Origin of the sequence: Cryobacterium sp. TMT1-66-1 (assembly GCF_004403435.1) — a bacterium.
GTDB classification, from domain to species: Bacteria; Actinomycetota; Actinomycetes; order Actinomycetales; family Microbacteriaceae; genus Cryobacterium; species Cryobacterium flavum.
Genome location: NZ_SOGP01000009.1, coordinates 348,342 through 366,819, shown reverse-complemented (window position 1 = coordinate 366,819; position 18,478 = coordinate 348,342). Strand labels below are relative to the sequence as shown.

At 67.1% G+C, this 18,478-nt stretch carries 15 protein-coding genes; 1 reads left to right on the top strand and 14 read right to left on the bottom strand.

Annotated features, from left to right (window positions below):
- Positions 1 to 415 precede the first annotated feature (415 nt).
- The gene (locus E3T29_RS07520; protein WP_134344887.1) at positions 416 to 1,738 is read left to right on the top strand and encodes an MATE family efflux transporter; all 1,323 of its coding nucleotides are present in this window, start codon (positions 416 to 418) and stop codon (positions 1,736 to 1,738) included.
- 79 nt (positions 1,739 to 1,817) lie between these two features.
- Here the strand turns inward: E3T29_RS07520 and E3T29_RS07515 are convergent, their stop codons facing one another.
- The 14 genes from E3T29_RS07515 to E3T29_RS07450 form a co-directional block, all read right to left on the bottom strand.
- Positions 1,818 to 3,269: an amino acid permease gene (locus E3T29_RS07515; RefSeq protein ID WP_134344886.1), complete on the bottom strand. Its 1,452-nt coding sequence runs from the start codon at positions 3,267 to 3,269 to the stop codon at positions 1,818 to 1,820.
- A 137-nt stretch (positions 3,270 to 3,406) separates the two neighbouring features.
- Positions 3,407 to 4,888, bottom strand: a complete 1,482-nt coding sequence (locus E3T29_RS07510) for an aldehyde dehydrogenase family protein (RefSeq protein WP_198417730.1) — start codon at positions 4,886 to 4,888, stop codon at positions 3,407 to 3,409.
- Positions 4,885 to 5,568, bottom strand: coding sequence for an HD domain-containing protein (locus tag E3T29_RS07505; protein WP_092338554.1), 684 nt, complete (start codon positions 5,566 to 5,568; stop codon positions 4,885 to 4,887). Before E3T29_RS07505 ends, E3T29_RS07510 begins: the two co-directional genes overlap by 4 nt.
- Before the next feature lie 4 nt (positions 5,569 to 5,572).
- The gene (locus tag E3T29_RS07500) at positions 5,573 to 6,871 is read right to left on the bottom strand and encodes an NAD(P)/FAD-dependent oxidoreductase (RefSeq protein WP_134344885.1); all 1,299 of its coding nucleotides are present in this window, start codon (positions 6,869 to 6,871) and stop codon (positions 5,573 to 5,575) included.
- Between the two features lie 2 nt (positions 6,872 to 6,873).
- Positions 6,874 to 7,185, bottom strand: a complete 312-nt coding sequence (locus tag E3T29_RS07495; RefSeq protein WP_134344884.1) for a 2Fe-2S iron-sulfur cluster-binding protein — start codon at positions 7,183 to 7,185, stop codon at positions 6,874 to 6,876.
- Between the two features lie 10 nt (positions 7,186 to 7,195).
- Positions 7,196 to 7,987 carry an SDR family NAD(P)-dependent oxidoreductase gene (locus E3T29_RS07490; protein WP_134344883.1) on the bottom strand — a complete coding sequence of 264 codons (792 nt, stop codon included), beginning with the start codon at positions 7,985 to 7,987 and terminating at the stop codon, positions 7,196 to 7,198.
- Positions 7,980 to 9,896: a PEP-utilizing enzyme gene (locus E3T29_RS07485; RefSeq protein ID WP_134344882.1), complete on the bottom strand. Its 1,917-nt coding sequence runs from the start codon at positions 9,894 to 9,896 to the stop codon at positions 7,980 to 7,982. The genes E3T29_RS07490 and E3T29_RS07485 overlap by 8 nt, the downstream gene beginning before the upstream one ends.
- Positions 9,897 to 9,963: 67 nt before the next feature.
- Positions 9,964 to 11,064 (bottom strand): PEP/pyruvate-binding domain-containing protein, encoded by a 1,101-nt coding sequence (locus E3T29_RS07480; protein WP_134344881.1) that lies wholly within the window; start codon positions 11,062 to 11,064, stop codon positions 9,964 to 9,966.
- Complete coding sequence (locus E3T29_RS07475; protein ID WP_241987692.1) at positions 11,061 to 12,386, bottom strand: cytochrome P450; 1,326 nt, start codon at positions 12,384 to 12,386, stop codon at positions 11,061 to 11,063. The genes E3T29_RS07480 and E3T29_RS07475 overlap by 4 nt, the downstream gene beginning before the upstream one ends.
- Positions 12,387 to 12,490: 104 nt before the next feature.
- Positions 12,491 to 13,297: an IclR family transcriptional regulator gene (locus tag E3T29_RS07470; protein ID WP_134344880.1), complete on the bottom strand. Its 807-nt coding sequence runs from the start codon at positions 13,295 to 13,297 to the stop codon at positions 12,491 to 12,493.
- 202 nt (positions 13,298 to 13,499) lie between these two features.
- Entirely contained in the window at positions 13,500 to 13,898 is a 399-nt protein-coding gene (locus tag E3T29_RS07465; RefSeq protein WP_166792350.1) for an HNH endonuclease signature motif containing protein, read from the bottom strand.
- 45 nt (positions 13,899 to 13,943) lie between these two features.
- Complete coding sequence (locus E3T29_RS07460; RefSeq protein WP_134344878.1) at positions 13,944 to 14,708, bottom strand: hypothetical protein; 765 nt, start codon at positions 14,706 to 14,708, stop codon at positions 13,944 to 13,946.
- 860 nt (positions 14,709 to 15,568) lie between these two features.
- Positions 15,569 to 16,876 (bottom strand): ABC transporter ATP-binding protein, encoded by a 1,308-nt coding sequence (locus E3T29_RS07455; RefSeq protein ID WP_134344877.1) that lies wholly within the window; start codon positions 16,874 to 16,876, stop codon positions 15,569 to 15,571.
- On the bottom strand, positions 16,876 to 18,447 hold the full coding sequence (locus E3T29_RS07450; RefSeq protein ID WP_134344876.1) for an iron ABC transporter permease: 1,572 nt from the start codon (positions 18,445 to 18,447) through the stop codon (positions 16,876 to 16,878). Before E3T29_RS07450 ends, E3T29_RS07455 begins: the two co-directional genes overlap by 1 nt.
- Between the last annotated feature and the right edge of the window lie 31 nt (positions 18,448 to 18,478).

Here is an 18,478-nt window from a genome sequence, read left to right as displayed (position 1 = left end):
GGAGCCTTTCGAAGCGGATGTTCGCACACTCGTCTGTGAGGCGGCAATCACCCTTGCGGATGGAAAGGGCACCTTGGGCCGGGATTGGTGTTCCCGGCGCAGCAAAGCGTGCCCGAAGCGTCCACGGTCGGCAGAAGCTTCTGCCAAGAACCTATCCGGATGGGGCCAGCGATAGGCCGAATTCGCGTTCATCATTAGTGAAAGATTCGGCATTCTTAACAATTCCGCACGATGCTTGGCCTGACTGGAGCCGCCTTCGCACGGTGAGCCGTCGGCATCCGTTGTGCATTATTGGCATTCTTGGAAGCGGCCAGCGGATGACCGCGCCCGATACGGTAACGGGGATAGCGAGCACCGATATCGGGCGCGGCCGCGGGGGCGCGCGGGGCCGCCGTAGAGTCGAACCATCAACATTCTGCGGGCCCAGCCCATTGACCGGGACATTCTGCGCCTCGCCGTGCCCGCGCTCGGCGCCCTCGTGGCCGAACCGCTGTTTCTGCTGGCCGATTCGGCCATGGTCGGGCACCTCGGCACCACCCCGCTGGCCGGACTCGGCCTGGCCAGCGCGGTGCTGCAGACCATCATCGGCCTCATGGTCTTTCTGGCCTACAGCACCACCCCGGCGGTGGCCCGATGGCTCGGTGCCGGCGACACGCGCCGGGCCGTCTCGGTCGGCATCGACGGGCTCTGGCTCGCCCTCGGCCTCGGCGTCGTGCTCGCGGCCTTCGGCCTGCTCGCCACCCCGGCGCTGGTCGGCGCGTTCGGCGCCGAAACGACCGTGACAGCGGATGCCGCCACCTACCTCGGCATCTCCATGTTCGGCTTGCCCGCCATGCTGCTGGTGTTCGCGGCCACCGGACTGCTGCGCGGCCTGCAAGACACCCGCACCCCGCTCTACGTGGCCGGGATCGGTTTCGGCGCGAATATCGCGCTCAATTACGTGTTCATCTACCTGTTCGGCTGGGGCATCGCCGGCTCTGCCGTGGGCACCGTCGTGGCGCAATGGGGCATGGTCGCCGTATACCTCGTCGTGGTCGCCAGGCATGCCCGGCGCCACAGCGCGCCGCTACGTCCGCACCGAAAAGGCATGTTGATCGGCGTCCGAAGCGGCGGCTGGCTGTTCCTGCGCACCCTGAGCCTGCGCGCCGCCATGCTGCTCGCCGTGTTCGTTGCCGCCCAGCTCGGCTCCCCCGAACTCGCCGCCTTTCAGATCGCAATGACCCTGTTCGCGACGCTCGCCTTCGCCCTCGACGCCCTCGCGATCGCCGCCCAGGCCCTCGTCGGGCGCGGCCTCGGCGCCGGGGATGTGGCTCAGGTTCGCGCGGTGCTCCGCCGCTGCCTGGAGTGGGGCGTACTCGCCGGCCTCGTGCTCGCTGTCGTCGTCATCGGCACGAGCGGCGTGCTCGGGCATGCATTCACCAATGCCTCAGCCGTGACCTCCCTGCTGCCACTGACCCTGATCGTGCTGGGGGCGTCTGCTCCCCTCGGCGCGGTCGTATTCGTGCTCGACGGCGTGCTGATCGGAGCCGGTGATGCCCGCTATCTGGCACTGACCGGGCTGGTCAACCTCGCCGTGTTCGTGCCACTCGCCGGCGCGGTACTCGCCTGGGCGCCGGCGGGCGAGGCCGGGCTCGCGCTGCTCATGGCGGCGTTCGCGCTCGGCTACCTCGGTGCCCGCGCCGTGACACTGTCACTGCGAGCCCGCAGTATGGCCTGGATGGTCGTCGGCGCGCGCTGATCAGCTGAGCAGATGCGGTGCCGCATCCGTATCCGTTGCCGGTGCCGGTGCCGGTGCCGGTGCCGGTGCCGGTGCGTGGCTAGTGCGGATCGACCGGATGCTCAATGTAGCGCGGGCTCTTCGGGTTCATGACCGAGTTGCGGCGACCATAAGAGAAGTAGATGACCAGACCGATGACAAGCCAGATGCCGAAGCGCAGCCAGGTCTCCCAGTGCAGCTGCGTGATGAGGAAGGCAGAGGAGAGCACCCCGAACACGGGTACCCAGGGCATGAAAGGCAGCCTGAAGGTGCGCGGAACATCGGGTCGGGTGCGTCGCAGCACGATCACGGCGACGCAGACCACAACGAAGGCGGCAAGAATCCCGATGTTGGTGAGGTCGGCAATCAAACGGATCGGGAAGACCCCGGCCAGTACGGCCGCGGCCAGGCCGGCGATCCAAGTCACGCGGGCGGGGGTTCCCCTTTTATCGGTGCCGGAGAACCATTTCGGCAGCAAGCCATCGCGGCTCATCGAGAACCAGACCCGACTGACGCCGAGCAGGAAGGTCAGCATGACGGTGAGGATCGAGATGACAGCGAAGGCCGAGAGCACGGTCGCGACGACTGGAAGCCCAACGGACTGGAACGCGACGGCAAAGGCGGCGGTCGGGTCAATATCCTGCCAATTCTGCATGCCAGTGAGCACGAGAGTGGCGAGCACGTAGAGCACCATGGCGATGGCGAGCGAGAGCAAAATTGCCTTCGGCATGTGCTTCTTGCCATCTTTGGCCTCTTCGGCGGCGGTACTCATGGCGTCATAGCCGAAGACGGCGAAGAAGACAGTGGCTGCGCCGGTGAAGACCGCGCCGAACCCGTTCGGCAAGAATGGAACGTAATTCTGGGTGTTGATGTAGAAGAACCCCAGCGCGATGATGGCGAGGATCAACAGCACCTTGAGCCCTACGGCGACGAGCTCAAAGCGGCCGAAGGTCTGCGTTCCACGGCTGAGGATAAAGGTCACGAGCACGCACACCACGATGGCGGGCAGGTTGATCAGGCCGCCGTCCAGGGTATCGGGGGTGCCCTGCATCCAGGTCGGAACGTCGATGCCGATGCCACTCATGAACTCGGTGAAGTACCCCGAGATGCCGATCGCGACGACGGCGACGATCGCGATGTACTCGAGCAGCAGATCCCAGCCGATGAACCAGCCGACGATCTCACCGAGGGCGACATAGCCGTAGGTGTACGCAGAGCCGGCGCGAGGAATCATTCCGGCGAACTCCGCGTAGCTGAGGGCGGCGGCGGCGCTCGCGAGTCCGGCGATCAAGAACGAGATAAGCACGGCCGGACCTGCGCCTTCGCCGTCCGGGCCGCCGTTCGCAACGAGTCCAGCGAGGGTGAAAATGCCGATTCCAATGATGCCGCCGACGCCGATCGCGGTGAGCTGCCAGAGTCCGAGGCTCTTGAAGAGACCGTTCTTGGCGGCCTCATTGCCGATGTCGGTAATGGGTTTGCGCCTCATGACCGAATAGGGATTGCGCTCGTTCATCAGGCCTCCATTGGCTTGGCTACAACTGCATTTGGCGCGCGACCGAAACTTTATTTATTTCTAAGGGTGGCACATGCGCGAGCCGGCGCCGTGCGACTCGCTGAATGTGGGACTGTTCAGGTTTCCCGGTGTAGAGGTCAGCGGATGCGGCGGTGCACCGATTGCGGCACGAGATAGGCCTTCAGACCCTCCGGCCCGAACTCGGCGCCGAGGCCAGAATCGTGGCGCCCGGCGAACGGCGCCGCATGATTTGAGGCGAAGAAGCCGAGCCCCACCGAACCGGTGTCGAGGCGCGAGGCGAGCGCGAACGCCCGGTCGGGGTCCGCGGAGAAAATCGTGCCGCCCAGCCCGAACGACGTGTTGTTGGCGAGCGCCACCCCCTCGTCGATCGAGGAGTAGCGCAGGATCGACAGCACCGGGCCGAAGATCTCCTCCCTGGCGATGCGCATGTCGGGCTTCACGTCGGCGAACACCGTGGGCTTCACGAAGAATCCCTGATCAAAGCCGGATGGTACGTCGCCGCCGGTCGTGGCGCGGGCGCCTTCGGCCACGCCGCTGCGCAGGTATTCGCGCACGGTCTGCTCCTGGGCGCGCGTAGCGGCCGGTCCGAAAACAGTGTCGGGCTGCATCGGATCGCCCTGTTTGGCGGCCGCGATGGTGGCGGTGACCATGTCGACGAGCTCGTCATAGCGCTCGGCCGGCGCGAGAATGCGGGTCGAGATGTAGCAGGTCTGCCCGGTGTTGCGCATGCAGGTGCGGATCAAAACTTTCGACAGCGCGTCGAGGTCGACGTCGGGCAGCACGAGCGCGGACGACTTTCCGCCCAGTTCGAGCGTGACCGGTCGCAGCAGTGTGCCGCAGGCCCCGGCAATCGTGCGCCCGACCGGGGTCGACCCGGTGAAGGCCACCTTGTCGATGCCGGGGTGCTTCACCAGCGCGTCGCCGAACGAGCCGGGCCCGGTGACGAGGTTGATCACCCCGGGCGGAATGCCCGCGGCCACAGCTGCATCGACAATGAGCCGCACCGAGAGCGGGGTCGGCGAGGCCGGCTTGATCACGACGGTGCAGCCGGCCATCAGGGCCGGGGCGAGCTTGGCGACAACGAGGTTGATCGGAAAGTTCCACGGCGCGATCAGCGCACAGACGCCGATCGGGTCCTGCCGCACCACGGTCTCGCCCGACCCGTCGGGAAACGGCCGAACGTCCGGCGTTTCGAGCAGGCCGGCGAGCGAGGCGAAGTAGCGAAAGATCGAGGCGGCGTTGCCGGCGGCCCGGCTGGATTCCGCGACCGGCGACCCGTTCTCCCAGGTGTTGGTGTGCGAGATCGCCTCGGCGCGCTTCTCGACCTCGTCGGCCAGCCGCAGCAGAAAGCCGGCGCGGTCTGTGGGAGTCAGGGCACGCCATCCGCTGAAGGCATGACGCGCAGCCGCGACCGCCCGGTCAAGATCGGCGACGGATGCCTGCGGCACCGACCCCCAGACCTCTTCCGTTGCCGGGTTGGTCACCAGGGTTCGACCGGTGCCGGTGGCCGGCGTCCAGTCGCCGTCAATGAACAGGTCGTCGGTGTGCCGGTAGGGCAGGGTGGCGGTCACTGGCTGAGCGTCAACCAGGCTGGTCACGCGCCGCTCCCGTCGAGGGCGGGCGCGTCGACGCCGCTGGCAAGGACATCCGTTTGCAGCAGGGCTTCGGCACGTTCGAGTTCGGCGAGCGCCATCTCATGAGCGGCCGCGGTGATCAGCTCGGGGATGATATCGGTGCGCAGGCGCCGGCAGTAAGCGGATGGCTCCTGGCCGAACCAACCCGAGGCGAGCGCGATTCCGGTGGTGGTGAAGCGCCAAAGTCGATCGGCGTCGCGCACCAGGGAATCCTCGATCGAATAGCTCTCCGGGCGGGTGTCGTGCCCGTCGATGATGTCGGTGACGCGGGCCACGAAGTCCAGGTCGTAGCCGAGGGCCGGCAGCACCTCGCGGGCGATCTCGCAGCCCTTGATCTCGTGCTCGTAGCGGATGTCCGCCTGCCGCCAGTTGGCACCAAACCCCTCCGAGATGATCTTGGTCTCGTCCACCCGGGCCCAGCCGGTGTCATGCAGCAGGATGGCCACGCGCACTACGAGGGCATCCGCTTCGGGGTAGGCCAGGCAGAGACGTTCGGCGAACGCGAACGAGATGGGGATGTGGATGTCGTTCGAGCGTGAGCGCATTTCCGGCCGCACCGCCCTCCAGAGGGCGTTGAGGTCGATGGAGGTCACGCCGGCCGCGATGGGCGAGGTGTCGACGAGTTCTTCGGTCTGCAGTGTCATGGGGTCACTTTCCGATCAAAACGGGCACGGCAGGAAGGAACAGTTTCTTGAGCGGCAGCGACAGGTCGGCCGCGCGGTCTATGGGCAGGTGCTGCCCGGAGTGCAGCATGGCGCGCACGGCGATGAAGTCGAGCGGCTGGTTCACGCAGTCGGCGGCGATGAGCTGCCCGGCGCGGTAGTACAGCACCGAGAACTTCTCGGTCTCGGGGTCGCCGCGCAGCACGATCTGGTCGTGGCCGCCGCTGAGCCCGGCGATCTGCAATTTGAGGTCGGCCTGGTCGCTCCAAAACCACGGCACGGTGGAGTATTCGGCGGGCAGGCCGAGCAGGGTCGCAGCGGCGACCTTGGCCTGTTCGACCGCGTTCTGCACGCTCTCGAGGCGCAGCCGCGGGATGCCGCCGGGGGTCAGCGAGGGGTTCGGAAGGTTCGCGCAGTCCCCCGCGGCGACGGTGAGGCCGTCGGAGCAGAGCGCGCTCGCGTCGACGACGACGCCGTTGTCGATGACGAGCCCGAGCTGCTCGGCCAGTTCGGTGCGCGGGATGACCCCGACGCCGATGAGCACGACGTCGGCTTTGATCACGTCTCCGCTGGCCAGTTCGACCCCGGTGGCCCGGTCGTGCGACCCGACAAAGCGACTGACCTGGGCGTTCAACACCACCCGGGTGCCGCGGCGCCGGTGCGCCGCAAGGTAGAACGCGCTCGTGGCCTCGGAGACGGCCCGACCGACGAGTCGGGGCGCAGCCTCCAGCACGGTCACGGTCTTGCCTGCGGCGCGGGCTCCGGCCGCTACCTCGAGGCCGATGAACCCGCCGCCGACCACGACCACGTCGGAGGCGCTGGCCAGTCTCTGTTCGAGGAGGGCGGCATCCGTTGCGGTGCGCAGGTAGCTGACGCCTTCGAGTTCGCTGCCCTCGAACGGAATCTGGCGCGGAACGGCGCCCGTGGTGAGCGCGAGCCGGGCGAATTCGAAACGGCGACCGGATTCGGCCGTGGCTACCCCGCCCGTCGCATCACGCTCGATCGACACGATGCGTTCCCGCGTGACAAGTTCAATGTTGTGCTCGGAGTAGAACTCGTGGGTGCGAAAGGTGAGCGAATCGGCCGTGGCCTCGCCCTTGAGGAACGCTTTCGACAGCGGCGGCCGCTGGTACGGCGCGTGCGGTTCTTCGCCGACGAGCACGATGGGCTCGGTGTCGCCGAGCTCGCGCAGGCTCGAGGCGAGCTGCACGCCGGCCTGGCAGGCGCCAATAATAAGAGTGCCTCGCGCTTGTGATGCGTGAGCGGATGTTCCGGTGCCGGTCATCGCTACACCTGCGTTTCGGGGGTGGTCACGCGAATATCGACGTCGCTCAGCTTGAGCTGGCAGGAGAGCCGGGAGTTAGCCTCGCGGTCGACGGCGGTGCCGTCGAGCATGTCGTCTTCGAGCTCTTCCATTGGAGGGAAGACGCTGTCGGCGCAGACGAAGACGTGGCAGGTGGCGCAGGAGAGGCTGCCGCCGCACTCGGCGACGATGCCGGGAACACCGTTGCGCACGGCGGTCTCCATGACGGAGTCGCCGGCGAATCCCGCGACGGCCGTTTCACTGCCGGCGGCGGATATGTAGGTTACGGAAGGCATTCTTATCTCCTTACAGAAACTGTCGGCCACCGTCGACCACGAGGGTCTGGCCGGTGATGTAGCGGGAGCCGGGGCCGGCCAAAAACAGGGCGGCCCCAACGATGTCGGCGAGCTCACTGGCCCGTTTGATCGAACCGCGGTCGACGCCGTACTCGGCGGCTCCCTCGATCAGGCCGTAGCTGGCCTCGGTGAGGGTGAAGCCGGGAGCGATCGCGTTCACGGTGATATTGCGGTCGCCGAGCTCCTTGGCGAGCACCCGGGTGAGGGCAATCACGCCGCCCTTCGACGCCACGTAGTGCGCCCACTGGGCGGATCCGCTGAGCACGGTCGCGCTCGACAGGTTGATCACCGCGGCTCCGTCGGCCAGGTAGGGGGAACAGGCGCGGGTGACCAGCCACGGGCCCTTGAGGTTCACGGCCATCACGCGATCCCACTCGTCCACGTCGATCTCCTCGAAGGGCGACCGGGTGATGGTGGCGTAGATCGCCGCGTTGTTGATGATGACGTCGATCTTGCCGTCGCTCGCGAAGGCTGAGGCATCCGCTGCGAGCTGGGTGACGGAGCCCAGCTGCGTCACGTTGGCCTGAAGGGCGAGGGCGGTGCCGCCGGCCGCTTCAAGGAGCGCCACGGTCTGCTGCGCGCCCTCCAAGTTGGTGTCAGCGACGACCACCCGGTCGCCCTGGGCTACGAAGCCCAGGGCAAAGGCACGGCCCAGCCCGCCGGCGGCGCCGGTGATCAGCACCGTTCTCGCGCCCGCACTAGGAACGCGAGTGGCGGGCTGGTCCGTGCGCGGATCAGGCATGGCTGCCTTCGAGTACGGGTCCATCGAGCGCCTGTTCCAGTTGGACAACGGCGTCGGCAGCGAGGCTGAGGTCATGACTGTGCCCCTCAACGGCGTGATCCTCAACGATCGTGACGGTGCCGTTGTTGCCGTCGACACGCAGCCACTGCCCGGTCACGATCTGCGACGAGGCTGTGCCGGTTCCGGTGACGGCCGGCATGCCGTATTCCCGGCAGACGATGGCCGCGTGGCTCATCATGCCGCCGATGTCGGTGACCGTGGCACGAATCTTGCCGAAGATCGGACCCCACGACGGTGCTGTCACGGGGGCGACGAGAATGTCGCCCTCCTGCACCTCGGAGAGCTGGTCCGAGCTGCGGATGACGCGGGCCGGCCCTTCGGCCACACCACTCGAGGCCGCCATACCGCGGAACTCTCCCTCTGGCGCGTCGGAATCGCCGAGCCAGTTCTTGATCTGGTCGCTCGTGATGCCCCAGAGCATGAGGGTGAACGGTTCCGTAATGACGGCCGGCGGGGTGTTGAGGGCTGGCTGCGGGCGCTGCTGCTGCAGGGCATCCACTATGACGCGGCGACGCTCGACCTCCTCGGGCCAGTACGACGGGCCGATCGCGGGTGCGCCGACCGCCCAGCCGGTGACGTAGTCGAACAGGGCCTCGCGCACCTCGTCGCGGCGGAGGAAGAACATCCCGTCGGCCGTTGGCCAGAAGCCCTGCTCCTGCAGCATCGCTGAGAGCTGGCGGGCCTTGCGCCAGAACACGCCCATGGTCCAGTGCTCGATGTAGAAGTTGTGGTTCTCGACGTAGGGGTAGACCTGGCGGGCCAGGCCGAGCTTGCCCTCGAACGCGGCGAGCTGTTCGGCGGTGAGCAGCTCCGAGTACTCCTCGGTGATGCGGTCGCGTTCGGCGACCAGCTCGGCGACCGGGCGGTCGATGGTCTGGCCAGCCTCCAACCGCCCGATGTAGTCGCTGATGTAGCCGAGCGGAAGTTCGAGGTGGTCCATCCAGTACTTGTCGTGGGCGTAGAAACCGTTGCCGACGGTGAAGTTGAACCACGGGTCCTTGGCCTCGTCGAAGGCGGCGATCCAGGCGGCACCGCCGGTGGCGGCCTCGATGCCAGCGAGGGTCTGTTCCGGGTTCGCGGTGTTGCCGAACAGGCCGGTCAGGCCCAGTTCGATGGCCAGCTTGGCGAGCTTCTTGAGCTCGTCATCGGGTCGGAACAGTTCCATATCGACGCCCTGCACCATCTTGGCGACGGCCTGGTCGGGAATGCCTGGGAAGACCTCCTTGCAGAAACTGAAGAAGTCGAGGTAGGCCACGTAGCCGAGATTGAGAAACTCGAAGTGGTACTGCCAGGCGCGGTAGGTGAGCGCGATCAGCGCGTCGTACTCGGCGAGCAGGTCGTTGTTCGGGCCGGTGCCCTTGCCGCTCGTGACGTCATCGATGTCGACCTTGTCGGGAAGGGCGTCGAAGTTCAGTGCGCCGAGCTCGTCGATGGTGCCGCGAATCTTGCCCTGCCACTGCTCGAGCAGGGTCTCCCAGTTCTGAAAGTAGTGGCCGGCCCGCGCCATGAACTCGGGCACGCGGGGGGCGATCTCCGCCTCGGGCACGCCCACCGGCGACATGAAGACGTAGCCGTTGTGAATGCGAAACTCAATGCCGTTCGCCGGCGGAATGAGCAGGTGCCGGGTGTTGTACTGGCCGAGGCACGACACGGCGAACTCGAAACCGATGGTCTCGAACGGCTTGGTCACGGTGGGCCAGTGCTGGCTGTCGCAGAACCAGAACTTGGCCTCTTCGACCTCGCGGCGGTTCTCTTGGAACACCAGGTTGTAGGCGTACAGGTCTTTCCAGCCCTCGGCGCCCTGGGCCGGGGCCTGGTCATAGGGGCTGGGAAATGACTTCTCTGTCATAAGAAAACCGTTCTCGAAGGTGGTGCGCGGGTGAAATGACTTTCCAAGCGGATGGCGCAGGTCGGGTTTATATCGTTGGTTTGCCGGCCTGCACCAGAAGTGATCGGGTGATGCTCTCGATGCCGTAGCCGGCCGCGGGGGCGACGGCACCGGCATCCGTTCGAGTATCTGAACTGCGCGAAGAATGCACGGTCTCGGGGCGGGACTGCAGCAGCAATAGGTTTTGGCCATCGGGCAGGTCGCGGTCGAGGGCCCACTCGATGTCCTGCGGGCATTTGAAGTGCTTCTCGGCCTTCTTGGCGATGGTCGCGATGGCGGTGATCTCGGTCTCGCTGATCGAGAGCACCCCGCGGCGAGCGGCCGAGACCTCGAGTTCGACCAGTGCCCCGTTGGCCGCATCGGGCACGAGCTCGGCGTGCTTATCGCCGATCACGCGCTTGACGACCATGAGCATGATCTTGTCGACGGTGACGTTGTCGGGGGTGACGAGGCCGGAGACGACCAATTCGCCGAGGCCGTAGGAGGCCTCCATGACGATCTTGGAGCGGTCGCCGGTGGTCGGATCCATGGTGATGGCGACGCCAGCAGCGCGCGCGTTGACCATCTTCTGCACGGCGACGGCCATGGAGAGGCCCTCGCCCGGGATGTTGTTCTTGAGCCGGTAGGTGATCGCCCGTGAGGTGAACAGTGAGGCCCAGCAGCGGCGGATGTGCTCGGTGACATCGTCGATACCGTTCAGCCAGAGGTAGGTGTCCTGCTGGCCGGCGAAGCTCGCGTCGGGCAGGTCTTCGGCGGTGGCCGAGGAGCGCACGGCCACCGGAACGGGCTCAGTGAACCGGGCCTGGAGGGCGTGATACGCGGCCACGAAGTCGGCGCGCACGTCGGCGGGCACCGGGCGGCTTTCGATTTCGAAGCGCAGCTGCGCCGACACCCGGTCCACCTCGGCCACGTCGTCGGCGTCGAGGGTGGCGAGCAGCGAGTGGATGTCGTCCTGGATGCCGGCGGCGGCGATGAACGCGTCGTAGGAGGCCGTGGTGATGGCGAAGCCGGGCGGCACCGGCATGCCGGCCTGGGTGAGGGCGACCAGCGAGGCGCACTTGCCGCCGAGCAGGTCGTGGCGGGGAGCATCCGTGCCGTCGAAAAACTGAATGTACGGTGTGGTGGTCATTTAGTTTCTCCCCAGGTGACGGGCACCGAGGTGGGCGCCCTGAACGACAGGTTGTCTCCGAACACGATCTTTTCGGCGTCGATCAGGCGCAGCCCCGGGGCCGCTTTGAGGGTCTCTTCGACGACGATTTTGTCTTGCATCTTGGCGAGCATGTTGCCGAGGCAGTAGTGGATGCCAAAGCCGAACGACAGGTGGTTGCGGGCATTGACCCGGTTGATGTCGAAGGTTTCTGGCTGCTCGAAGGTGCCGGGGTCGCGGTTGGCCGAGCCCATCAGCAAGAGGATGTTCGACCCGGCCGGAATCTTTACGCCGCCGATCTTGGTGTCTTCGAGTGCCTTGCGCCGCCAGCCGACGATGCTCGGGGAGAAGCGCAGCGTCTCGTCGATCGCGGCCGGGATGCGGCTCGGGTCGTCGATCAGCTTCTGCCACTCGGCGGGGTGGGCGAGCAGTTCGCGGATGGTATTCGAGATCAGTGTTGTCGTTGTCTCGTGGCCGGCAAAGAGCAGGCTGTAACAGACCGAGGCGATCTCGTGGTCGGAGATCTCGGAGCCGGTGGACTGCGCCTGCACGAGGTCGAAAACGAGGTTGTCGCCGTTTTCGTTGTTCTCGAGTTGGTCGTGGGCGTTCTTCACGAGGCGCAGGCACTCGGTCCAGTAGTCCACGAGGTTGTGCGCGTGCGGAATTTGCTCGTCGTCCGTCAGGTCGCCCCAGGTCATGGCGGCGCGGGAGTCGGACCACTTCTTGTAGGTCGCGACCATCTCGGGGCCGACGCCGAGCAGTCCGAGGATGGTGATGGTGGGGATGTCCACCGCGACGTCTTTGAGGAAGTCGCCGCGGGCATCCGGGTGAGACAGCATTTGTGTGAGCAGGCGTGCCGTGTTCTCACGAATGGTGGGTTCGAGCTTCTTGTAGCGGCGCGGCGTGAATTCCTTCTGCACGATGGCGCGCATGCGGGTGTGCTCCGGGGGGATGCGGGCACTCAGGCCGGAGTAGGCGGTGAAGCCGCCATCGTTCATGATCGTGGTGGCCGCTGCGCCGCGGGGCCGCACCGGGGCCTGGGCATTCTCGCTGCTGAAGACCTGCCAGTTGTCGAAGGTGGCCTTGACGTCGTCGTAGCGGGACACGATGAAGTAGCCGAGCTCCTCATCGAACATGACCGGTTCGTTCTCGCGCAGGGCGGCGTAGGAGGGGAACGGGTCAGTCATCGCGAAGGGGGCGTAGCCGTGGTTCTTCGTTGGGACACCGTGTTCTGAGGCACCGTGCGCGACCGGGCATTGGCCGGGCGCGGCGGCCGGATGGGCGAGGGCGAATTGCGCGGTCACGATGGCTCCTTGGTTTGCTTTTCTCAACTTTGAGGTCGACGAGGTCTATCTAAGACGCGGCGGTAGCTTCGATCACCGGAGTGTCCCACTGGATGGAAGTGGCTTCACGACTGAGTGGGTTTCGCCACGCTGGCCGGCAGGCGCAGGGTGGCCGGTGGCAGGTGCGCGATTCCGGCTTGGATGCGCTGCGCCGTGCCCTGTAGAACCGGCAGGTAGCGCTCCAGCTGGTGCGCCCGCGAGGTGGGCAGCACAATGCCGAGCGCCCCGAAAATCTTGCCCGGCGCCTGAAACACCGGCACCGCGAGCGAGCACGAGCCCTGTCGTACTTCTTCGGAGGCGAGGGCGAAACCGAGTTCGCGAATCTTGCCGAGCTCCCGGCGCAGCTCGGCCGGATCGGTCTTGGTGAGCGGCGTGCGGCGCACGAGTTCGCCGTCGAGCACGGCGTTCTGCACCCATTCCTCTTCGAAGGCCAGAATGGCCCGGCCCACCGCGGTGGCGTGCAGCGGCAGACGACCGCCGACCCGGCTGGCCTGCGGCACGCGCCGGCTGCCATAGACCCGGTCGATGTAGAGCACCTCGGTGCCGTCGCGAATGGCGAGGTGCACGGTCTCCTGGGTCAAGCCGAACAGGTCCTGCAGGTAAGGCCGGGCCACATCCCGCAGTTTGCGGCCGGCGTGCTGGCCGAGTTCCCAGAGACGCAGGCCGATTTGGTAGCGGCCCTGGGCATCCCGCTGCACGGCGCCCCAGGTCTCAAGCTCGCCGAGCAGGCGGTGTGCGGTGCTCTGCGGCAGCCCGCTCTCGCGGCTGATCTCCGATAACGACCGAGCGGATGCGCTGTGTTCGAACGCCGCCAGAATGCTCAGCACCCGGCTGGTCACCGACTGCCCGGGGGCGTTCGTGTGGCCGGCCATGGTGCCTCGTTTCAAGTTTTTTGCGCGCTTTCATCGCGCTGGCAGGCTCACTCTAGTCAGCGGCGCTGTGTGGGCGCGAGGGTCGAAGGTCCCCCGTTCGGGGCTTCGGCCAGGCTGCTGGGTCACTGTGGCGGATTGCGGCACGCGCGCCCGTGCCCGTGCCCTCAGCGCTGCGTCGGGTGCGCTGCCCGTGCGACGGGCGCTACTTTTCCCAGGTGGGTTTCTCCGCGGGGGTGGCGGCGCGATTCTGGCCGGCGGGGCGCCAGATTTGGGTGGGGTCGAAGGCGAGGGGTCCGCGGATCCACGGGCGGCCGCCGCGCATCTGAATGTCCCAGCCGGATGTTTCGATACTGCTGTGGGCGGCGTTGCAGAGCAGCACGGCGTTGTCGATATCGGTGAGGCCGCCCTGGCTCCACGGTGTGACGTGGTGGGCTTGGGTGAAGTGGGGCGGCACGGTGCAGCCAGGGATGACACAACCACCGTCCCGAGCCGCCAGGGCTCGGCGTTGTGTGGCGGTGAAGAATCGATTGCTGCGGCCGAGGTGCAGGATGGTGCCGGTGTGGCCGAACAGCACGGGCTGGTAGCCGCCGGCGCAGATCAACTCATCGACCTGGCCGGGGCTGAGGGGGCCGTCGATGCCGTCGATTCAGCCGGCACCGCGGCCGTCGAGGAGGTCGGTGATGTTGATGTGCACGAGCACGGTCGGGGCGGCTCCGCCCATCGTCGGGGTGCCCGGGTGTCGGGCGGCGGCTTCAAACACGGCGCGGAGGATGCCGGCCTGCTTCTCACTACGGGAGCGGATGTCGTCGGGCTGCTGCGGACATGGACTGAGCGCAGCGGGACTGAGCGGGTCGGGCGGGTCGGAGCCCCGTTCGACTCCTGCCTTGCCCGGCACGCAGACTTCCCCTGCTCGGCCCGACGTGTTCACCGCGGTGCTGGTTCCCTTCGGTGGTGTGCCGCAGTTGTCGTGCCCATCGTGTTCGGTTTCACGGAACTCGACCCGGGCACACGGTGTCACATCGGGCACCAGGGTGGCGTCGACGACTCGGGCGGTGTCGGGGGAGGGAGTGTCGGCGGCACCGGGGACCGGGTTCGCCGCTGCGGCGGAGAGGTACGCGTCACTCAGTTGACCGGCACAGACGTTGCCGATGATGGCCCGGTCCAGGGTGGTGAACCAGCCGTTGAGGCTGCAGCCGCCGTTGGCCAGGGTGCCGAAGGTGAGCCAGCTGCGCCGCTCGGTCGGGGTCTCGCCGGGTGCCGAACCGTCGGGGGCGAGGCGTGCTTTCCACTGGATGCCCTGCTGCCGCAACAACTCCGGCGAGAACGCGATCCCCGCCCCCGGCAGCCCCTCAGTCTCCGGGGTGACACAAAAGCGAGTAAAACTCAGAAGCGCATCGTGGACAGATTTCACGATCACATCCCCGTCTTCCCTTGCAGCGGCGCAGTAGCTAGTGAGTGCGCCGCTGATTACTCGTCAAGAATCCTCGTAGTCTCGTAGCCTCGTAGCCTCGTGATGCCCTTACGTAATTTCGAAGAAATAATTGATTTCCAGTCCTAAAAGCGCGAGATCAGCAAACGACGGCGCGATACGTGCTCGGGTTACGCCAGCGGATAGGCGAGCGCGTTCTGGCGCACACCGGGGTTCCGTCGGCGGGAACGGATGCTACGCCCACGTCGCTCAAATTTGGCGTGCGCATCCAGCCCGCCGGCCATGGAGCCTCGTTTCGAGTTTTTCGCGCCCCTTCGGGTGCGAGCAGGCTCACTCTAGTGAGCGGAGGCAGGGCGGCGGGAGGGTCGAAATGCATCGACCACGCCTAATGTGTCGATACCCATTTGCCTCGTCTGTAGTTTAAGGAGTCTGAGTCAAAGGACGAAGTTTCTCGGTACGGGTGCCGCTGCATTCCTTGCACGGTCATTGCCAGGTTGCACGCCCACAGGAGCCGTGGACCAAACCGCTGCCAGTGAGCTGGTCGGCGAAGCCGGTGCGGCGGGAGTCTGCCAGATTGACGGTGGCTCTACTTGGCGCGGTCAATTCATCGCACCCTTCTCTACTACCGGACCCATGACCTCCTTTTCCTCGACCGCACTGCTGACGATGCCGAGTGGGGCGGAGACATGACGGTGTCTTGCGCCGGAAATACTGCGACCCAGGTACTTCAGGTCGCCATATCGGCGCTCCGATTTGATTCAATCGTGTCGACCCTTTATTTCCCGGCCGCCTGACCCTGGGTCTACCAGCCGCCTCCGCAGGCCGGTTCTTTGCTCAGTGAGCTACGCGAGCGGGTAGGCAAGGGCGTTCTGGCGCACGCCGAGGGTGACCCGTTCGCCGACGCGCGGCAGGTCGGGGGCCGCCACGCGGGCTCGCACGTCGAGGCCGCCCGGGAGGGTGAAACTCACCAGGGCGTCGTGGCCGGCGTACGCGATGGCGGTGGTGACGGCATCCGTTTGTTGCACAGTGGTCGGGCTGGCGAGGGTCAACCATTCGGGGCGAAGCAGCACGCGTACGCTCGGTCCGTCGGCGGGAGCGGATGCTGCGCCCACGTCGCTCGGTGCGCCCATCCAGTCCGCCGGGAGCGAGCCGAGCGCGCAGTCGACGCGGCCACCCCGCCAGATTCCGTCGAGCTCGACGGTGTCGCCGACGAACCCGGCGACCCAGGGGTCGACCGGGCGTTCGTAGACATCCGCTGGGGTGCCGAACTGCAAAATCTCGCCGCCGCGCATGACGGCCACGAAGTCGGCGAGCGAGAGCGCCTCTTCCTGATCGTGGGTCACCAGCAGGCTCGTGTTGTGCTGGGCATGCAGCAGGGCCGCGACCTCGGTGCGCAGGGCCGAACGCAACAGCGGGTCGAGGGCGGCGAACGGTTCGTCGAGCAGCATGAGGTCGGGGCGGGGGGCCAGCGCTCGGGCCAGCGACACGCGTTGGGCCTGACCGCCGGAGAGCTGCGAGGGGGCACGGTCTACCAGGTCGGCCAGACCGACCAGGCTGGCGAGCTCAACGATGCGAGCGGCGCGGCTGTATTGGCGGCTGCGGTCGGGAGTGATCGGCGCCGGCGCGAGGTGGGTGTGCCCCGGTGTACCGGAGGCGGGGCCGCGCCCCGGCGCAGCAGGGACGGAACCCGGCCCGCCGATGAGCGGGCGGACGGGCGACGACGCCGGCCTTGCCCGGTTCGCACGCCCGCGCCGGGTGAAACCGGCGAACAGCCCGGCGACTCCCCCGGGAGCCTCGCCGGGTTCGCAATACAAGTCGTCGCTCTGCTTGGTGCGGGGCAGTCCGAAGCCGATGTTCTCGCCCACCGTGAGGTGCGGAAACAGCGAGGCGTCCTGCGGAACCCAACCCATTCCGCGTTTCTCCGGCGCGCGCTGCACGCCGGGGCCGGTGACGAGGCGTCCGCCAACCGTGATGGTGCCGGCGGTGACCGGCAACAAACCGGCGACCGCGCGCAGGAGGGTGGTCTTGCCGCATCCGCTCGGGCCGAGAACGGCGACGAGACTGCCACGCGGTATGCGCAAACTGACGTCGTCGAGCACCCGCGTGTCACCGTAGGCGACGCGCAGCCCGTCGATCGCAACCCAGCCCATCAGTTCTCCCTTGCCGTACCGCGAATGCCGGAAAGCAGCACCGCGGGCACCATCGCCACGAGCACGAGCGCCGCCGCGTAGGGCGCTGCAGCGCCGAACTCGAACAGGGCCGTGCGACTCCACAACTCGGTGGCGAGCGTAGACACACCCGTCGGCCGCAGCAGCAGCGTCGCTGGCAATTCTTTCATGGCCGAGATAGCCACGAGCAGTGCACCGATCGCGATGCCGGGCAGCGCGAGGCGCGCAGTCACCCGCCACCAGGTCTGAAAGGGCGAGAGGCCGAGCATGCGCGACACGTCGCCGAGGCTCGCGGGCACCGCCGCGATCCCACTGCGCATGCTGCCGATGGCGCGCGGCATGAACAGAACGACGTAGGCGAAGACCAGCACGACGGAGGTTTGGTAGAACATTGGAACCGCGGCGAGCGCGAAGAATACGAGGGACAGGCCAACGACAATGCCGGGCAGGGCGTGGCCGAGAAAGCCGACGGCCTCGATCATGGCCACCAGGCGCCCCTGGTAACGGGCAGCGAGCGCGGCGATCGGCAGCGCGACGAACACGGCCACCACGGCGGCGGCGAGGGCGAGCCCCAGGGTCGCTCCGATGGCTTCGACCAGTCGTGGAACGTCGATGGCGCGCAGGGTTTCGGCTTCGAGCAGGCGGCTGAGCAAGCCGACCACCGGAACCACCACCCCGGCGATCGGTGCGGCGAGCAGCACCGCAGCGAAGAGCGGGCCCGTCTTGCCGGGGGCTCTGGCCGGCATGGTGCTGCGCCCGGGAATGCTGCCGACCTGACGGCGGCTGCGGCGTTCGCCGGCCACGACCACGAGCGCGAGCACGACAAGCACGAGGGCGAGCAGCGCGGCCTGGTTGCGGTCGAAACTCGCGCCGTAGGCGGCGTTGATTCCCCAGGTGAGCGTCTGAAACCGCAGCATCGAGACGAGTCCGAAGTCGCTCAGCGAGTAGAGGCAAACGAGCAGCGCCCCGGCGATCGCGGCCGGGCGAATCTGCGGCCAGGTCGCGGCCGCGAAGGCGCGCAGCGGGCCGCGACCGAGCGTGCGGGCCACTGATTCCAGATCAGCGGATGCCCCGCGCAGCGCCGCCGCGACCGGCAGCGTCACGTAGGGGGTACAGACCATGGTCATGACGAACCAGCTGGCCCAGAATCCGTTGAGGTGCGGAAACCAGACCAGCCAGCCGTAGGCAGCCAGGTAGCTCGGCACCGCGAGCGGCAGCGCCGAGGCCAGCAGCAGCGTGCGCTGAAACGGCAAGCGGATGCGCGTGAGAATCCAGGCGCAGATCGTGCCGAGCACGAGGCACGACAGGGTGACGGCCGCGGCGAGCAGCACCGTGTTGACCGTGAGCTGTAGCACCCTGGGGCGCACCAGGGTTTCGAGGAGGTCAGTGAGCCCCGCCTCGGTCGTGCGCACGACCAGGTAGACCAGCGGGATGGCAGCAGTCGCGGCGCACAGTGCGGCGAGCGCCAGCAGCCAGGGCGGCGCGCCGAAGCGGTACCGGGCGGGCGGGCGGGGCACGGCGGTTTCGGGCGGTGGGATAAGCAGCTCGGTCATGCGAGCGGCCCTGCGGGACGCGCGCTGAGCG